Raw genomic sequence first — 17,349 nt, 5'->3', positions numbered from 1 at the left:
GATGAACACTAGTTTACGTCACTGGCTAATTGCCCTGCACCACCGCTTGCTGCCACAAAGCAGCGAGCTGGGGATCCTACCCTACGTATGGCTTGTCTATCTCGCCACCTTTTTTATCTATTTCTTTTTTTCTTCACCACCACTATGGCATTGGATAGCCGCTCTCGGTGGCACCAGTGCATTTCTCATTTGCTATTTCCGCGCCTATTGGGTGTCTGGCACAAGCACCTTGTATTACATTGTGGCTATCTGCATCGTTGGATCAGCCATGGTAATGATTAACCCCGGTTCCGCCGTATTCTTCGTGTACGCAGCGGCATTCGCCTCCCATCTGGGCGCGCCAAAAAAAGGGGTTGCCGCTATTGCTGGTGTCGTGGCTTATGTTTTATTTCTAACCTGGTGGCAAGAACTGCCAATGTTCTTCTACGTTCCGGCGGTGTTATTTTCTATCATGATTGGCGGTGTGAATATATTCCAGCATGAAATCGCCCTTAAAAATAAAGCCCTGAAACTCTCTCAAGAGGAGGTTGAGCGACTGGCGACAACGGCGGAACGCGAACGCATTGCCCGGGACCTTCACGATCTTATCGGGCACACATTTTCTATGCTCACTATGAAAGCGCAGCTGGCTCAAAAACTGTTTGATCACGATACACAAAGAGCGCGGAGTGAAATTGCTGAGCTGGAACAAATTAGTCGTCAAGCGCTCTCTGAAGTACGCGAAGCCGTTACCGGCTACCGCCAGAAAGATCTGGCTAGTGAACTGGCCAATGCAAAAACCCTGTTGCAGTCAGTAGATGTCGTGTTTACTTATACAATGCCAAACCCAGCATTACCGCAAACCATTGACGCTACCATGGCCTATATTGTGAGAGAAGCCGTGACAAATTTGGTAAAGCACTCCACGGCTACCCGGTGCGACATTCACTGGCAGCAATCGTCTTCACAAGTGATACTGACAATCGCTGACAACGGCGACTGCGAAACCCTTACCGAGGGTAACGGTCTGAATGGCATGCGCGAGCGTGCAGAACAATTAGGCGGCAGTGTCACTATACTGCCGAAAAACGGCTTAACATTAACAGTAACGGTGCCGCTATGAAAACACCTGTAAGAATCCTTATTGCTGAAGATCAGGGCATGTTGCTCGGCGCACTGGCCGCATTGTTGGACTTAGAGCCCGACATGCAGGTGGTAGCAAAAGCCAGTAATGGCAAAGAAGCCCTGGAGATGGTTTATTCGCTCTCCCCCGACATCGTGTTAACAGACATAGAAATGCCCGTGATGACAGGATTAGAACTGGCCCAGCACATTCATAAGAGTGGCGACGGGTGCCGCGTTATTATTTTGACAACGTTTGCCCGCGCAGGCTATCTTCGCCGCGCGATGGATTGCGGTGTAAAAGGATATTTACTCAAAGACGGCCCCAGTGATGATCTGGCAAATGCCATTCGCAGAGTGATGCAAGGCAGGAAAATTATCGCGCCGGAACTCATCGTTGACGCTTGGGAAGAAGCTGACCCTCTTAGCGATAAAGAACGCAAAGCGCTAAAACTGGCCGCCGATGGCAAACAAACAGAACAAATAGCAAACGACATGCATTTATCACCTGGTACAGTGAGAAATTATCTCTCCAGTGCGTCGAGCAAACTAAACGCCACTAACCGTATCGAAGCTGCCCGTATTGCGCGCCAGAAGGGCTGGCTGTAACGCTCAACTTACTCCATCAGTATTACTGTAGGCCTCGAGTACTGCTTTTAACCTGGGCAAATCACTGTTACCTGGCACCCCAAACCTTATCGCATCTTTTTCATCGGTCAGCCGGGTATAAATCCCGTGTAAACAAAGGTAGCGGTGAATGGCCTCCGCATTGTTGAGGTACGTGGTTCTGAATAAGTACGTCCCGGTACTATCTGCACCAAGAAAAGTTTTTAACACTTGATGTAGAGAGGTGGAGCACTGCTCTAGCATCCGTCGCTGTGTCTGTTGCCAGCGCGTATCGTTGAGCGCTTCCTCCATAATAAACAACGCAGGCCCATTTACCGACCATGGCCCGATCGCTAAGATCAACGCTTGTAGATGACGCTGTTGGGCAATGACGAAACCGATGCGCAGCCCCGCCAACCCAAAAAATTTACCCGCTGAACGCAATACAAAACAATGACCTTCCCGCGCAAGGGGTATTGCAGACGTAAAAGACGCTGCGGCATCACCAAATGCTTCATCCACGACAAGCCACCCATCCCGTTCAGCAAGGCGCTGGTGTAGCGCTTCGAGCTTGCCAAAAGGTTGTACCTGTCCGCTCGGATTATTAGGATTAATGACAATCACCACATCCTGATGAGACAACGCCTCGACATCGGGTAAGGTTGTATAGTGCCTGACAGGAAACCCTGCACTTCGCCAGGCTTTTTCATGCTCTTTATAGCCCTGAAAAGGCACCCATACTGTGCCGTTGTTCTTTCCCAGATTCCGACGATAAAGAGGCAACGCCTGAATGCCCTGCTGGCTGCCTGACACAGGGTAAACGTCTGTTGCTTGATAATAGGCTCGCGCTGCTTCGATTAATGACGCACTACACAGAGGAAGTTTACGCCATACTTCCGCAGGCAAAACAGGCACGGAGTATCCCACTGGCGCAATACCTGTAGACAAATCGAGCCACAGCCCCACCGGGATACTGTACTTTTTCGCCACTTCGGCTACGTTACCACCATGATGCAGCATAGCTGATTCCTTCTGTTATCGCACAAATCAAAAGCCATAAGAAACAACTCTTTCTAACCAGTGCAAGACTTCGGGGAATGTCTTTTGCTGTGGACGGTTTACCGCCCCCCAGCGTCGGACTTATGTGTTTTTGTTCAAAATATAGGGATGCGCCACCAAGCCTCACATTCAACGCTGTAGCACCGCTGGCTATCACCCAGCCACCATTGAGACTTTTGTATTGCCGCCCCTGATGAAAAGCATTGTTTACGCACCGCCAAAAATTGCCCTGTAACGCATAAAGGCAGGCCGTTAGCTTAGCCGATGGCCACCCCATAAGATCGTCCATTTTTGCGCTAAAGAAACCAAAAACCTTATATTGCGCATTTCTGTACCCCCACATAGCATCAAGGGTATTCGCCAAACGATGTGCTACCGCAAATGGCGCACCACCTACGCAATACCAAAATAACGTAGCGACCACTGCGTCATGGCCATTCTCTAACACCGACTCTACTGTTGCCCTCGCCATGGCTGGCTCGTCAAGTGCTCCGGTATCGCGACTCACCAAATAACCAGTGTACTTTCTGGCGTCTAATATATTGCCATCAGTTAAAGGCCGAAAAACCTGCATCCCGTGTTCTTGTAAACTGCGGTAGCCCAAACACAGGTAAAGCAACAATACGTTTAAGATCGGGCCAGTGTCATCTGCCCATACAAGCAAAGCCGGCAATGGTAAAACCAAAACACACCAGGCCGTGGCCCCAAAAACCGCCCGTTGGGCGTCACCGTACACGGCACTGTTTAAATATGACTCTATCTGTTGGGCTAACCAGCCAAAACCAACCAAAGGGTGCCAGTGCTTTGGCTCACCGAATATCCTGTCCAACAACAGCGCCAAGCAAAGAGAAAAGGTAACCAAATCGGGATCCCTGGTGTCGGCGCTGGGTAAGGCATATATAAGAATACGTCAGCCTTCAGCGCTCATCTTAATTGGTCAAATCATCTTAAACATATGCTTTCAAAACGCTACATACGATAGTTAACACTTACATACACAGCGCGTTCCAGGTTTTGGTAATTCAACACTGTCTCATAAGATTCATTAAACAGGTTGTGCAATTTTAGCTTCGCAGAAAATGTATCTGTCAGGTGATGTTCCACACTCACGTCCACTATCTGATAACTATCGAGTACCGCGCCCTGGTCTTCCCTGTCACCTTTGTATTCGTAGTTTAGTAACACATCTGTATCCCGGAATGAAGCGGTGAACTGGTAGCTAAATTGATTTTTAGCCCGACGCACTAAACGGGTATTGGTTACCTTATCTATGGCGTCAAGATAACCGTAATTTAACGTATGGGTTCCCCCCCAACCGGCGTAGCTTGCCTGCACATCCACGCCGCTGATATCTGCGGTGGCGATATTGCGAGGCTGCCAAATGTTGTTGGTGTCCGGTGCCCATTCGATAAGGTTGTCGATATCGGTGTTATAGAAACTCAGCCCCAGTGTCACTGCGTTTTTATTGTATTGTAGGTTAACTGCTTCGGTATCAGACGTTTCGGAAATGAGATTGGGATTGCCACCATAAGGATAGTAAAGATCGTTGAAAGTGGGCGCTTTAAATCCTGTACCTTTCGCTACAGAAAGTTGAATGTCATCGGTGATCTTATATCCGAAGCTGGCATTGTAGGTAGTTTCACCGTCGATATTTTCTACGTCGTCATAACGCAGGGCAAGTTCGACAGTAATCTTGTCTCCAGCGTAAAGACCGTGTCCAAAATAGCCTTCGACACGGCGCCGATCCTGACTAAATGCAGTATTAGAAACCATTTTTTCATTGTACTGGTCAGTCCCCATTACAAGGGTGAGCCCTTCGTCAAAACGCGACGTATTCACCACCGACAATTGATCGCGCCGGGTTTCAAATAAATCACTGTTCGCTTTCTCACGGCCATTGCCGTAACTTTCACCCGTATCCCGACTCGAGCCAACATTCACGGTTGTTGTGTTTGTCACGCCGGCAATGGCCCAGTGATAGTCCCCTCCAAGGTTCCATTCCCGGTTTTTATTTTCAGATTCATTCAAATACGTCGAATCGAATTCGCTATCCTGCTCAACGGTTCTTAACATCCAATTCAGTGACAGCGCTTTGCTAATATTTTGCTTGCCATTTAGCACAACGCTAAAGGTGTCGTAGCCATCTTCATCGGGCTCACTGGTTTTTAGCACGTCATACCCGTCGCTGTTTTCTTTCGTAATGGCAAGGGTAGTCGCACCGTCACCATGTGAAAAACTGGTGCCAAGGTAATAAGATTGGGTGTTGTTGGTACCGTATTTTGCGTTAACTGATACACTGCCCGGAATTTGCTCCCGGGTAATGATATTAATCACACCGCCAATTGCATCCGACCCCCATATCGCGGCCCGTGGCCCCTTAACAATTTCTATGCGCTCAATCAATTCCGGAGAAAGTGTAGACCAGGTAGCGCCGCCACTACTTGCCGTATTCAATCTGAGTCCGTTGATCAATACCAAGGTTTGATCTGAGCTGGCACCTCGGGTAAAGACAGACACAGTTTGTCCACGGCCGCCGTTACTGGCCACATCAATACCGGCGTAGCGAGAGAGCAGCTCAGGTACAGATTCAACCTGGGCAAGGGCGATGTCGCTACGAGAGATAACCAGTTGTGTTGCCAGACTCGGCACTGCCTGACCACTGGCTCTGGAAGCCGTTACCGTAATAGTTTCCATCTCATTTTGCGCATACGCTGCGCCAGAGAATGACGACGATACCGCCAGTACGAGAGTAATGTGTTTCACGTGTGTTCCTCAATCTTTATCAGAAAACGATTGAAGGAGGGAAAGAGGATGTGAATGCATGAGCACACCGCGATGCGATGTTGCCATAAAAGCAGAATTTACATACCCCAATGAAGCCCTCCGCTTCATTCGCGTTAACTGTCATAGTTGTTTACTTCAGGCCGGTGTCGGGCTCACACATAGCGTGTATTACCGTTGCGGGGGCAGCCGTGGAATTGAACCATTGCTTTTGAGCATTGTTCCACCACACTTCCCGTTTACCCTGACCAGACCGAATACTTTCAGCCGTCAGGCACCTGAGACAGAGGCGTGCAAGATAGCCACGCCACCGTCGAATGTCAATGAATTACTTGCCGTTATATCGCTGCCTGGCATCGTCAATCAGTTCACACAAGTGTGACACTTCATCCAGCATACGCACTGTCATGCGATGGGTTTTGTCGGCATCAGGATGAAAAATAAATCCGTTGGCAGTGGCGGGAATATGTTCCCACTGTGCCCAATCCAAGGCATCAAGGTTAGAGGCACTGTGTGGTGTAGGCTGAATGACAACCTGGGGTAAACTGGCCAGGACATGCTCCAAGCTCACCATGGGATAGTCTTCTTTTAACGAGGCAAACGGGTTGTTCACTCCGCACAGTGTCAATTGCTTTTGCAGCCATGCATTGTTAGCAACGGTTCGAAGCGGACGGGCCCACAACTCATAAAAACCGGTCACTGGCGTTGCAGTTGCGTATCTATTGCGAAGGCTCGACAAGCGCTTTCTGTACGCCTCTGCCATCGCTTCAGCACGCTGCGTGTGACCCGTTAGCTCCCCTAACATAATCAACTCATCGGCCACACTGTCAAGCGTGGTAGGGTCGGAATACACAATGTTCATGCCGTATTTTTTTAACCGGGCAAGATCTTCCTGGGGGTTACCCGTGCGCCACGCAATAATGATATCCGGGGCTAGTTGAACAATGCGCTCGATTTGCAAACGGGCGTAATTGCCTACCCGGGGGATCTGTTTCGCCGCTGCAGGGAAATCTGAATGGTCAGTGGTAGCAATAATAGTATCACCTGCGCCAATGTCGTACAAAGATTCCACTATATGCGGAGCCAGGGCAACAATGCGCAGCGGCCTGTCTGCGGCCGTTGCCACTCCTCCACCAATCAGTAGCAGTACAACAAACGTCACAACTCCCATTGTCAATCGTTTCACCAGTCGATCCCCACCTGCGCTTTTATCCCAGCATCAAAGGCGTGTTTTACTGATTTCACCTCACTGACCGTATCAGCAATATCAATGATAGCCCTATGACATGCCCGACCGGTTACAACAACATTCTGTCCTTGCGGCCGGTTTCTCAGCGCTTCTACCACTTCACCGACGTCGAGGTATTTGTAGGTGAGCATGTAAGTGATCTCGTCCAGTAAGACCAGATTGACTGACGGATCCTGCAACCATACTTTTGATTGCTCCCAGGCTTTTTTCGCAGCCGCGATATCCGTTGCTTTGTCCTGTGTTTCCCAGGTAAAGCCAGTACCCATAACGTGAAATGGCACGCCGTGGGCCTGTAGTAAATCCCGCTCCCCACAGGGCCAGGTGCCTTTCACATATTGCACTACCGCCGCTTTTAAACCATGGCCTACGGCCCGGGTGACTGTGCCGAAGCCCGAGGTAGATTTCCCCTTACCGTTGCCGGTGATCACAATAAGAATTCCCTTTTCCTCCTGCGCATTTGCCACCCGTTCATCCACTTTGGCTTTGTGCTCCTGCATTCGCGCCTTGTGTTTTTCGTTACTGCGGTCGTTACTCATATCAGATACACCCTATTAATGAATCTATGGTTTCCCAATCGAGATGCTGCTCGGACATGTCTGCTAATCGATTGAGCTCTCTTTCCTGTAATTCGGCGTAGCTTTGTTCAACCTGAACGGTTGCTCCGGCCCACGCCAAAATGGTTTTCAGGGCACTGGTGTTATCAAATAGACCGTGTAAATACGTACCCGCAATTTGATTGTCACTGCTGATGGCTCCTTCTCGCTGTCCATCGCTGAGTATTGCAAAACAGGTCGCTTCGTTTACATCAGTTTCCCCGACGTGAATTTGATAACCTTCCACGTCTACGCTCTCTGAAACAGCTGGCTGTATGCCGTTTGCGCACAGGCACAACTGCCCCCGGCTTAGGGTAAGTTGCTTTTCACGTTGCAAAACAGTTTGGGTATCCAAATAGCCTAAACCGGGTGTGTTACCCGGCGGACCTTCCACACCATTTGGATCAGAAATTAACTTGCCCAGCATTTGATAGCCCCCACAAATACCCAGCACTTTACCGCCGTAGCGCAAATGCCGGGCAATATCCTGATGCCACCCCATTTCCCGTGTGAAAGCCAGGTCACCACGTACGTTTTTGCTACCGGGTAAAATAATAAGGTCGCATGGGGGTACGGATGTATGAGGAGGCACATAAACTAAGTTGACCTGGGGTAACACCCGCAACATATCGAAGTCAGTGTGATTGCTGATCCGGGTAAACACAGGGACCGCAATGGTTAATCGGCTATCATCAGCGACGTGATTCTGTGCGGCATTCACCGCATCCTCAGCGGCAAGTTGTAAGTTCGGCAAATACGGTAATACGCCAAGCACGGGTTTTCCAGTTCTCTTTTCCAGCCATTCCAGGCCGGATTTCAGCAACGCGATGTCGCCCCGAAACTTGTTAATAACAAAACCAACCACCCGCTTTTGTTCCGAGTCTGACAGCAACGCCAACGTCCCCACCAACTGCGCAAAGACTCCACCACGGTCGATATCAGCGATAAGTATGACAGGACAATTAACGGCTTCAGCAAACCCCATGTTGGCGATATCACCCTCCCGCAGGTTAACTTCTGCCGGGCTGCCCGCCCCTTCAACAATGACACATTGATATTGCCGGACTAAACGCGCGTGGGAAGTCAGCACTGCCTCCATCGCCACGTTTTTATAGTTGTGGTAAACGCCCGCTTGCATATTGGCGATCGCTTTACCGTGAATGATGACCTGCGCACCAGTATCTGTGCTGGGCTTTAGCAATACCGGATTCATGTCCACGGTGGGCGCAATACCAGCTGCTTGCGCCTGCACTGCCTGGGCGCGACCAATTTCACCGCCCTCCCCAGTAACAGCACTGTTTAGCGCCATGTTTTGAGGTTTAAATGGTGCAACCTTGACGCCCCGGCGGTACAAACAGCGACACAATGCCGCTACCAGCATACTTTTACCGGCATCGGAGGAGGTACCCTGAACCATGAGTGTATTTTTTATCACGGTGTTCTCATTTACCTTGCTTTACTTGCCACATCAGCAGGCAAAGCCACGTAGTTAATAATTGGTCTAGTATCACCACCTCGCAAAAGGGTTAATAGCGAGACACTGCCATAGCCAATTTGCCACTGGCTGAACAAGGCCGGATTCGCCCAATTGACGCCTAGGACGCTGGCAAGAACAAGCCGGATAACGCCACCGTGAGTCACCAACAGTACCCGTTGGGGCTGGCTCTCGTTTTGTAGCATTTGCAGTAGCGCCCCCCACGCAGCGACGACTCTTGCTTGCATCACCTGCAGTGGTTCTGCGTTGTCAAAGTGATACACCGACGGTGCATGCCAGAACTTTTCCAAATCACCCCAGCAATCGGTGGGAATATCATCAAAGGGCACGCCATCCCAACGACCAAAGTTGCATTCGCGAAAACCCGCCTCGACATGAAGCGGTATCGCCTCTCGCTCACTTACACTTTTGGCAAAATCCAGGCAGCGTTTAAGCGGTGACGACACCACTCTCGTCAAAGGGAGGACTCGGGCTAGCTGGCTGTTCAATTCATTGTGACCCGCTGCGCTTAGCGCGATATCGGTTTTGCCGTACAGCGCTGCGGGCCCGGCTACCTGACCGTGCCTCAACAGAAAAACATGGTGAGTGCCCACCACCGCTACGCCTCGCTCTTCATGGTTAACGGCAGCCCAGCTGCGACAAAAGTGACCCTGTGGGCGCATTCGGCTACCGCTTGGTTTAACCAGCCTTGCCAATCGACAAAGCGGCGAGAAACACTGCCCATTGGGATGATGCCCATGCCCACTTCGTTGCTCACAATGATAATCTGCGCCTTTGCCGCACTAAGGACGTCAATTAAAGATCGTTGCAAGCACTTAAAATCACGCTTGGGATGGTGGTACATTTCATTGTTTAGCCACAGGGTTAAACAATCGACAAGAAGTATGTGATGTGGTGTACTGGCGAGATTTTGGATAGCCGCTGGCAAATCCAAAGCGCGTTCTTCCAGTTGCCAGTGCGATGGTCTGTCATTTTGATGTTGTGCGATACGACTTGCCATTTCCGGGTCAGTGTTAATGGCAGTGGCAATGTAAAAAACACGCTTCTTAGCGCTATTTCCCGCGTTACCCTCGAGTTTGGACACAACGCTCTGTGCATAACGTGATTTACCGCTGCGCGCCCCACCTAACACTAGCTCTATCATGCCAGCCCTCCAGCTAAAGCTACTAAAAAGAGGTAGATAACTAATTCCTGAATTTGCTGGGCGGCCCCGAGCACATCCCCGGTAAACCCACCAATGTGATGGCGCATCCAGTTTCGCAATCCATAGCGCACAACAATCAACACCCCAAACAGCAGTATCATATTCACCAGAGGCAACCATAAAGCAGCGATAGCGCCAGTACCGAAGACAAAAAACAAATGCTTTGCGGACACCGGTTTTGCTAAGGGATCACTCTTATTTTTTTGCACGCTTCCCCGAGATGATACGTAGGGCAAATCCTGTACATGGCTCAACGCAAAAGCCCGGGATAACGGGTAGGCGATACACAATGCCCAAACGAGCATATTGTGCCGTGCCAGGGTGTATAACAACGCGGCTTTAAGCCCGAGTGACAGTGCCAGGGCACACGTACCGTAAGTACCAATGCGACTGTCTTTCATGATGTCAATTTTGCGCTCAGGGGTAAATCCGCCCCAAAACCCATCACAGGTATCCGCCAGGCCATCTTCGTGGAGCGCGCCGGTAAGTAAAACACTGGCCACCATCACCATCACTACAGCAACTAACGGGCCCAGTACCGTTTCTGCAACTTGCCACAACACCACGAGTAACAGTGCCAAGAGCCAGCCGACAAGGGGAAAATAGCGTGTGCAACTATGCATAAATTCAGGTTGATAATGTACCCCATTCCCCATGGGAATACGGGTAAAAAAAATCACCGCCAAGCGAAAATAATTTAGCTCCTGAACTAACTTGGATTGGGTAATCTCCTGTTCACACATGAACACTTGCACTCTCGAATGTGGCCATATCGTTGTACACAGCAGCGGCCGTGCGCAACAGGGGAATTGCCAATGCAGCTCCCGTCCCCTCGCCTAATCGAAACCCCATGTTTAACAGCGGGTCGGCGCGCAGTTCGTCTAGCACCATTTGGTGCGCGCGCTCTTCACTGGTATGGGCAAAAACCATAAATTGTCTGGCGTTAGGGGCAATATCACACGCCACTAGCGCTGCCACAGATACAATAAAGCCATCGACGACAATAAGCGCCCCATTTTCTGCGGCAGCCAACATAGCACCAACCATTTGTACGATTTCAAAACCACCCAGCGACGCAAGCAAATAGTATGGTTTGGGGAGCTGCCCGTCGTTTTCTCTTGCTGAGCGTTTCAGCGCCCGACAAATAAGTGCGGTTTTAAGGGCTAACTGTTCATCGGAAATACCCGTACCACGCCCGGCCACTTCATCGGCTTGTTTGTTACAAAACGCCGCAAACAAAGCGGCTGCCATAGTAGTGTTACCAATGCCCATTTCCCCAAAACCAATGACGTTAGAACCCTGCTTTAGGTACTGTTCGGCGATGTGCTGCCCGGATAACAGCCCCTCTTCCAGCGTATCTTCAGACATGGCTGCTGTAACGCTAATATCATTCGTACCGGCGCCAAGGCGCCGAACAATGTAATTGGAGTGAGGTTGGTCGAGCGGAGCAAGCATACCAGTGTCAATAACGCCGAGCGCCACATCGTTGGTACGACAAAAGCAATTGATCGCGGCCCCGCCTGCCAGAAAATTACTTACCATTTGCTGTGTTACTGCCGCCGGAGCAATACTCACGCCATGACTGGCAATGCCGTGATCCCCTGCAAACACCAATACAACGGGCTTGGCTACAGTCAGTTGCGATTGCTCAAACAGTCCCAGTTGGATCTGTGCCATTTGGATTGCCAGTGTTTCGAGCTTGCCCAATGAGCCAGGTGGTTTGGTTTTGTTGTCGACAACCTCTTGATAGTGCGACAGCTTGTCGCTATCTAATGCAGGTACCGGCCACGTTAACGCAGATAACATAGTATTATTGACTCCGTTGTCGAATAGCGAGGAAAAAGAACATACTGCCAATGGCTGAGGTGATGATGCCAATGGGTATTTCCTGTCCTGTAAGAGCGACCCTTGCAAAAATATCCACTATGACCATAAAGGTTCCCCCCAGTAACACACAACCCAGAATAAGCGTACGGCTGGTGACTCCGAGCCAGTTGCGCACAATGTGCGGGATCATTAACCCGACAAAACCAATACCACCGCAATAAGAGACAATACAGGCTGTTAACGCAGCGCAAATGGCAAGGGAAATCATCCGCAACAAGCGAACATTCACTCCCAGTGACCGCGCGCTTTCGTCACCCAATAGCAATGCGTCAGTTTGCCGCCCAAACAGCAACAGTATCAAAACACTCAGGGTTACCACGGGCAGCATGACCCAGGCGTACCACGTCTCTGCCCGGGCCAAACTCCCCATTAGCCAAAACACCACTTTGTTGGCCGCAAACGGCTCGGCGAGGAAAAGCAGAAAGTGGGAGAACGCCCCTAGCATGAAAGACACGGCCACGCCTGCCAACAGCAGATGCTCTGTGCGCCGCCCCAGGGCGCTTGCCACCAGTAACTGAACCAGCGCCACGGAAAAGAGTGCACCTAAAAATGCGGCGGCGGGCAGCGCAAGAGAAAAAGCAGTTTCGGGATCGGACCAGGAAATACCGAACTTCGCTGTAAAGGATTCGGTGAACAACAGAGTTGCCACACTGGCGCCCAGACCGGCCCCAGCGACGACGCCAAACAAATAAGGGTCGGTGAGGCTATTTCGCGTCACATTTTGCAATGTTGCGCCCGCCACTGCTAACCCCACACCAACGAGGAAGCCCACAGCCACCCGAGGAGCGCGGATTTGCCAAAATATCAATGTATCGGCGGGCGAAGCACAATTATCAATTAGACATTCCCACACATCTGCCGCAGAAAGCTCGGCAGCACCATACAGTAACGACGCTCCACAAGCGGCTACAGCGAAAATACATAGCGTCATCCACAACAACTGTCGGCTCATGGTTTCCAACCTGCTAGATCTAATACTGGCTTCCTCTTCGGCGAAAATGACACACTGGGCTTTCCATCCCGTTGTGTCACATGACAGTCAATATTGAAGACGGAAGAAAGTAAATCGGGCTGTAGTACCGCATTAGCCGACCCACTAGCTACCAGTTTGCCTTCGCTGATAAGGAGCAATGCGTCGCAATACTGTGCCGCCAGCGTCAGATCATGAAGGCTCATTACCACTGTCACGTCCAGTTGCGAGGCAAGATCGTGAAGCAATTGCAGGATCTGATGCTGATAATACACGTCAAGGTGATTAACCGGCTCGTCGAGGATCAGTAATGGCGCGCGCTGAACCAGTGCTCTGGCTATTAGGGTGCGTTGTTGCTCACCACCCGATAAGCTGCTGAACTGCTGCTGTGTTTTTTCTTCAAGCCCTACCGCTTTAATGGCTTGTTTAATCAGGCGGTCGTCGCTTTTGGTTTGCCGTGATAACAGACTTTTGTGGGGAAGTAGCCCCATACGCACGACCTGCTGCAATGTTACAGAGAACACTACATCGTTAATTTGGTTTACCACAGCTACCTGCCGTGCAAGGGCCTGAATAGTATAATCACCAATAGCCCGTCCATTCCAGTAGACCAGGCCCTGACTGTCTCGCTGTCCGGACAGCACTTTGAGTAAAGTGGTTTTACCGGCTCCATTGGGGCCGAGCACGCCTACCACCTCCCCCCGCCGGGCAGTAAAGCTCACTTGGTGTAAAATGGCTTTATTGAGGATGTGTAATGACACCTCTTCGGCCTGAAGTACGCATTTATCTGACAATGATTCCACCTGATTGGGTGGCGAGAATAGGCAAGTTTCCGGGTAATGCCCCGGCAATAAAGAAGACTTGCTATCGTGTATTCCCGCACGAAAACTAACGCTTAAGGTAAGGCTGGTATCTGACTTTCAATAGCCTGCTATTGATTCACAGTTGCGGGTACAGTTCTGGTCATTCACCAGATTCCCATTTACGTTTCCCATTTGTTGTATGGAAACACCTTTACCTGAATGAGCTTTGAAATATAGCAAACTTCACCCACCAAAGGCTACGTTTATCAGGCTGACCACCCGCGCTACGGCTTAGTCATTGCGCCAGCACTGCCAACACGACCAGACTGACACAGCTAAGCAGCCCCAAAACAGACACCCAGCGTGGAATGAACCGCTGCGCCTGCGACACTTTTAAGGCCGCCACATTGGTTATGCTGTAGTAAATCAAGACGGTAAATGCGCTCAGTGTCCAGGTACTTTCTATTCCCCCGAGCAGCACTATTAATGCCATGGTAAAAAATGTCGCCCAGGTTGCCATTGGCGCCGCTTTGTTGTCTTTGTCCAATGTTGCCAGCGAGGCCGGCAGATCTCCGCGGCGCCCCATGGCAAGGTAAACTCGGGATACACCCAATACTAAATTGAGGATCACACCGCCCATGGCAACTACCCCACCGCCAACCACTACCCAACGCCACGGTGAGTGGTTTACCAGATTGGCAATATTGAAGTCGCTGGTGAGTAGTAATTTATACTGCCATATGTGCACTATCGCCATCCCTACCAATATATAGATGATACTGACAACGATGAGAGTCAGCCAAACGGCTCGGGGGATATTCTTGCGTGGGTGTGCAATCTCCTCGCCCATAGTGGCAATTCGTCCGTACCCGGTAAATGCCACAAACATCAATGCTGCGCCGTGAAAAAGCGACAGGCTCCCCTCGCGGTGCAAGAGTTCGCCAGAGGGTTCAGCCTGAAAAGCCACCATAACAAACACGAGCAAACCGAGTAAGCTAATACACACCAATAGCCCGTTTAGCCAGTTTGTCCGACGCAAACCAGCCAAGACGAAAACGGTAAAAAAGAGGAGCAATGTTATCGAGGTTATGGCTTCAGCCGTGTCTCCCAAACCCATAACAGATGCTAGATAATCGGCGATGACCAATGCAGCGGTGGCGGCTGACGCGCTTTTTGCAACAATAAATAACACTCCCGCAGCAACGCCGCACGGGCGATTTAAATACTGATAGCCGTATTCGTAGGTGCCTCCGCTAACGGGGTGAGCGCTGGCCAGTTGAGCTGAAGACAGCCCGTTACACAGCGCCGTGAAAGCCGCGATAACTATTGCCCATATGAGTAAATCTCCAGCAATCGCAGCAGTAAGGCCTACGCTGACATAGGCTCCGGTACCCAAAATTGATCCCAACCCAATGATCACAGCGCCAAACAACTGCGTATTACGAGCCAGTTTGTTATTCATTGACACCCCAGTACTTTCTGCTTACTGCGCGCTGCCATCTTTTTTATAGCGCTCAAACCACGCGAGAATATTCCCCACTTTCTGTACCAAGCGTGACGGTTTACTGGCTATACCGTGGGAAGCACCAGGTAACCTCACCATCGCCGCATCCACTTTTTGCAACCTCAGAGCCTGATAGAACTGCTCAGACTCACTGATGGGCGTACGATAATCGGCCTCTCCGGTTAACAGCAATGTTGGTGTGGTCACGTTGCCTACTAACGACAACGGACTTCTGTTCCACAATTCATCTGCAATATTCCAGGGCATATCAGGCATCCAGTACTGGCTGAAAAAAGGATAGGCATCCGCAGTTAGCGCAAAACTCACCCAGTTAATCACAGGCTTCGCCACTACAGCAGCTGAAAATCTATCGGTTTTACCAATAGACCAAGCTGTAAGTACACCGCCGCCAGACCCTCCGGTAATGAACAAATTGTTTTCGTCGATGTAACCTTTCGCAATCGTGGCATCAACTACGTCCATCAGATCGTTATAGTCTTCTGATGGGTAATTGTGATGGATCAGGTTGCCAAAATCCTCGCCATACGATGCACTACCACGAGGGTTAGACCACACCACAACATAACCTTTGGCAGCCATGAGTTGAATCTCCATGGCAAAATGTGGGCCGTACGCAGCGTGGGGGCCACCGTGAATTTCCAGGATAAGTGGATATTTTTTCGTCTCATCAAAGTGTGGCGGTAATGCCACCCAGGCATCTATTTTCCTTTCGTCAATACTGGATGTAACGGCGAGATCTTTGACCTCGGCTAATGTCATATGGCCCAGCGCGTCCTGATTTAACTGGGTTAACGTAACGTCTGCTTTACCTTTTCGGTAAAGTGTTAGATCGCCAGGAGTGCTTCGCCCGGCAGATACGTACACAATATCGCCCTCGTCGCTTACCGCAAAATCCCCGGAGGTATAAGGTCGGCCCAACGACTGGCCGCCAGTAACAATATCAAGTTTGCTGATATCACCATCCAAGCTGACTTTAGCCAGTTTCGTTTCACCGTGATCGAGATAAGAAAAAGTGAGAGAGCGACTGTTATCAGCCCATACAAATTTGCCAATACTGCGATCTAAAGAAGACGTTAAACGCGTCAGTTTTCCAGATGCCAGCGTCATAACAACGATGTCGCCATTCTGGTACGACAGTTTTCTGTCATTCAGTTGGCTGAAAGCCAGATACCTACCATCTGGGCTGAGTACGGGATTCAATTCAGGGCCGGCCAAATCAGTAACCTGCTCAATATTCCCCGTCGAGACCGCAACTTTAAAAATGTCGCGGGTCAGCGGATTGAGTGCGTAATCTTCCGTCCCCGGAGAGGCAAAGAAGATGTATTTATCGTCCTGGCTAAAGCAAATGGCACCACCGCTGGGATATTTTCCATGGGTGAGTTGCCTTGGGGTTCCCCCTTCCACAGGCAACACGTAAATTTGGTCATACCCTTGCCGCAAATAGCCCCGACCATCGCCGCGATACGTGGTGCTATCAATAAACTTGGCATTTTCAGCCCACTTCGCCCCTTTGGGTTTTTTAGGCATCGCTGTAAACAACGGCTTTTGTTTTTGCTCTGTAAACAGGGTAAATGCCAACGTACGGCCATCGTGAGACCAAGTGATATTTCTCGGTTTCTCGGTCGTATTGGTTAATCGCACTTCTTGCTGGCTATCCAGGTAATATACGTGCAGTTGTGCCCGTCCATTGTAGGCTTTGGTATAGGCTAGCAGCGTCCCGTCGGGCGACAGGATGGCATTGCTGATATTGCTATCGTCGGCTAAAAACGGGCGGTGTGTTTTCGTATCGGTATTGACCTGCCACAAGCGCACAGCACGACTATCAGTCATGATATCCATACTTTGTCGTTCGTATACCACCACATCATCGTTAATGAACTGAGGGTTTGCCACAAATTCAAGGTTAAAGGTGTCACTGTAATCCAACACGCTTGCAATGGATAGCTGCGCATTGAATAGCACGCAGCCAAGTAGCACGCCGATGTGAAGCAGACTCTGTCGATTCATTGTAAAAAGCTCCCGAACTCACTGTTGTTATTTTTGCGTTTTGTTTTTTATCTATCTTGCCACAGCTAA

General features: G+C 50.2%; 15 protein-coding genes, 1 pseudogene and 2 riboswitches. Of the genes and pseudogenes, 2 read left to right on the top strand and 14 right to left on the bottom strand.

The window, feature by feature from the left end:
• Position 1 precedes the first annotated feature (1 nt).
• Together KO518_RS05325 and KO518_RS05320 are read left to right on the top strand one after the other, a co-directional pair.
• Entirely contained in the window at positions 2-1,102 is a 1,101-nt protein-coding gene (locus tag KO518_RS05325) for a sensor histidine kinase (protein WP_216024806.1), read from the top strand.
• Positions 1,099-1,710: a response regulator transcription factor gene (locus KO518_RS05320; protein ID WP_216024805.1), complete on the top strand. Its 612-nt coding sequence runs from the start codon at positions 1,099-1,101 to the stop codon at positions 1,708-1,710. Before KO518_RS05325 ends, KO518_RS05320 begins: the two co-directional genes overlap by 4 nt.
• A gap of 3 nt (positions 1,711-1,713) precedes the next feature.
• Here KO518_RS05320 and KO518_RS05315 read toward each other — a convergent pair whose 3' ends face one another.
• From KO518_RS05315 to KO518_RS05250, 14 genes and pseudogenes are all read right to left on the bottom strand, one after another.
• Positions 1,714-2,727 (bottom strand): threonine-phosphate decarboxylase, encoded by a 1,014-nt coding sequence (locus tag KO518_RS05315; protein WP_216024804.1) that lies wholly within the window; start codon positions 2,725-2,727, stop codon positions 1,714-1,716.
• Positions 2,708-3,628, bottom strand: a complete 921-nt coding sequence (cbiB, locus tag KO518_RS05310; protein WP_252735960.1) for an adenosylcobinamide-phosphate synthase CbiB — start codon at positions 3,626-3,628, stop codon at positions 2,708-2,710. Before cbiB ends, KO518_RS05315 begins: the two co-directional genes overlap by 20 nt.
• Before the next feature lie 107 nt (positions 3,629-3,735).
• Complete coding sequence (locus tag KO518_RS05305; RefSeq protein WP_216024803.1) at positions 3,736-5,529, bottom strand: TonB-dependent receptor domain-containing protein; 1,794 nt, start codon at positions 5,527-5,529, stop codon at positions 3,736-3,738.
• Positions 5,530-5,670: 141 nt separating this feature from the next.
• Positions 5,671-5,844: riboswitch (cobalamin riboswitch) on the bottom strand.
• Between the two features lie 31 nt (positions 5,845-5,875).
• Complete coding sequence (locus tag KO518_RS05300; RefSeq protein ID WP_371742251.1) at positions 5,876-6,733, bottom strand: cobalamin-binding protein; 858 nt, start codon at positions 6,731-6,733, stop codon at positions 5,876-5,878.
• Positions 6,730-7,332 carry a cob(I)yrinic acid a,c-diamide adenosyltransferase gene (cobO, locus tag KO518_RS05295; protein WP_216024802.1) on the bottom strand — a complete coding sequence of 201 codons (603 nt, stop codon included), beginning with the start codon at positions 7,330-7,332 and terminating at the stop codon, positions 6,730-6,732. The genes KO518_RS05300 and cobO overlap by 4 nt, the downstream gene beginning before the upstream one ends.
• A 1-nt stretch (position 7,333) precedes the next feature.
• The gene (locus KO518_RS05290; RefSeq protein WP_216025450.1) at positions 7,334-8,806 is read right to left on the bottom strand and encodes a cobyric acid synthase; all 1,473 of its coding nucleotides are present in this window, start codon (positions 8,804-8,806) and stop codon (positions 7,334-7,336) included.
• Positions 8,807-8,835: 29 nt separating this feature from the next.
• A complete protein-coding gene (locus KO518_RS05285) occupies positions 8,836-9,546 on the bottom strand; it encodes a histidine phosphatase family protein (protein ID WP_216024801.1) in 711 nt (236 codons plus the stop codon).
• Positions 9,483-10,028 carry a bifunctional adenosylcobinamide kinase/adenosylcobinamide-phosphate guanylyltransferase gene (gene cobU / locus KO518_RS05280; protein WP_216024800.1) on the bottom strand — a complete coding sequence of 182 codons (546 nt, stop codon included), beginning with the start codon at positions 10,026-10,028 and terminating at the stop codon, positions 9,483-9,485. The genes KO518_RS05285 and cobU overlap by 64 nt, the downstream gene beginning before the upstream one ends.
• Positions 10,025-10,831: an adenosylcobinamide-GDP ribazoletransferase gene (gene cobS / locus KO518_RS05275; protein ID WP_216025449.1), complete on the bottom strand. Its 807-nt coding sequence runs from the start codon at positions 10,829-10,831 to the stop codon at positions 10,025-10,027. The genes cobU and cobS overlap by 4 nt, the downstream gene beginning before the upstream one ends.
• Positions 10,824-11,894, bottom strand: coding sequence for a nicotinate-nucleotide--dimethylbenzimidazole phosphoribosyltransferase (cobT, locus tag KO518_RS05270; protein WP_216024799.1), 1,071 nt, complete (start codon positions 11,892-11,894; stop codon positions 10,824-10,826). Before cobT ends, cobS begins: the two co-directional genes overlap by 8 nt.
• Before the next feature lie 4 nt (positions 11,895-11,898).
• Positions 11,899-12,927: an iron ABC transporter permease gene (locus KO518_RS05265; RefSeq protein WP_216024798.1), complete on the bottom strand. Its 1,029-nt coding sequence runs from the start codon at positions 12,925-12,927 to the stop codon at positions 11,899-11,901.
• Positions 12,924-13,664: pseudogene (locus KO518_RS05260) on the bottom strand (ABC transporter ATP-binding protein); the annotation flags it as partial. The gene KO518_RS05265 and the pseudogene KO518_RS05260, both read right to left, overlap by 4 nt.
• Before the next feature lie 167 nt (positions 13,665-13,831).
• A riboswitch (cobalamin riboswitch) is annotated at positions 13,832-13,976 on the bottom strand.
• A gap of 67 nt (positions 13,977-14,043) precedes the next feature.
• Positions 14,044-15,210, bottom strand: a complete 1,167-nt coding sequence (locus KO518_RS05255; RefSeq protein ID WP_216024796.1) for an APC family permease — start codon at positions 15,208-15,210, stop codon at positions 14,044-14,046.
• Between the two features lie 21 nt (positions 15,211-15,231).
• On the bottom strand, positions 15,232-17,280 hold the full coding sequence (locus KO518_RS05250; protein WP_216024795.1) for a S9 family peptidase: 2,049 nt from the start codon (positions 17,278-17,280) through the stop codon (positions 15,232-15,234).
• Positions 17,281-17,349 lie beyond the last annotated feature (69 nt).

This window comes from Aestuariibacter sp. A3R04, assembly GCF_018860805.1.
In the GTDB taxonomy this organism is placed as follows: domain Bacteria; phylum Pseudomonadota; class Gammaproteobacteria; order Enterobacterales; family Alteromonadaceae; genus Alteromonas.
Note: the sequence above shows the minus strand (reverse complement) of the source record. Positions and strands in the feature narration are given on the sequence as shown.

Coding starts and splice junctions, on each gene's coding strand:
- KO518_RS05325 (WP_216024806.1), top strand. CDS start 2: ATGAACACTAGTTTACGTCACTGGCTAATTGCCCTGCACCACCGCTTG.
- KO518_RS05320 (WP_216024805.1), top strand. CDS start 1,099: ATGAAAACACCTGTAAGAATCCTTATTGCTGAAGATCAGGGCATGTTG.
- KO518_RS05315 (WP_216024804.1), bottom strand. CDS start 2,727: ATGCTGCATCATGGTGGTAACGTAGCCGAAGTGGCGAAAAAGTACAGT.
- cobO (WP_216024802.1), bottom strand. CDS start 7,332: ATGAGTAACGACCGCAGTAACGAAAAACACAAGGCGCGAATGCAGGAG.
- KO518_RS05290 (WP_216025450.1), bottom strand. CDS start 8,806: ATGGTTCAGGGTACCTCCTCCGATGCCGGTAAAAGTATGCTGGTAGCG.
- KO518_RS05285 (WP_216024801.1), bottom strand. CDS start 9,546: ATGCGCCCACAGGGTCACTTTTGTCGCAGCTGGGCTGCCGTTAACCAT.
- cobU (WP_216024800.1), bottom strand. CDS start 10,028: ATGATAGAGCTAGTGTTAGGTGGGGCGCGCAGCGGTAAATCACGTTAT.
- cobS (WP_216025449.1), bottom strand. CDS start 10,831: ATGTGTGAACAGGAGATTACCCAATCCAAGTTAGTTCAGGAGCTAAAT.
- cobT (WP_216024799.1), bottom strand. CDS start 11,894: ATGTTATCTGCGTTAACGTGGCCGGTACCTGCATTAGATAGCGACAAG.
- KO518_RS05265 (WP_216024798.1), bottom strand. CDS start 12,927: ATGAGCCGACAGTTGTTGTGGATGACGCTATGTATTTTCGCTGTAGCC.
- KO518_RS05255 (WP_216024796.1), bottom strand. CDS start 15,210: ATGAATAACAAACTGGCTCGTAATACGCAGTTGTTTGGCGCTGTGATC.
- KO518_RS05250 (WP_216024795.1), bottom strand. CDS start 17,280: ATGAATCGACAGAGTCTGCTTCACATCGGCGTGCTACTTGGCTGCGTG.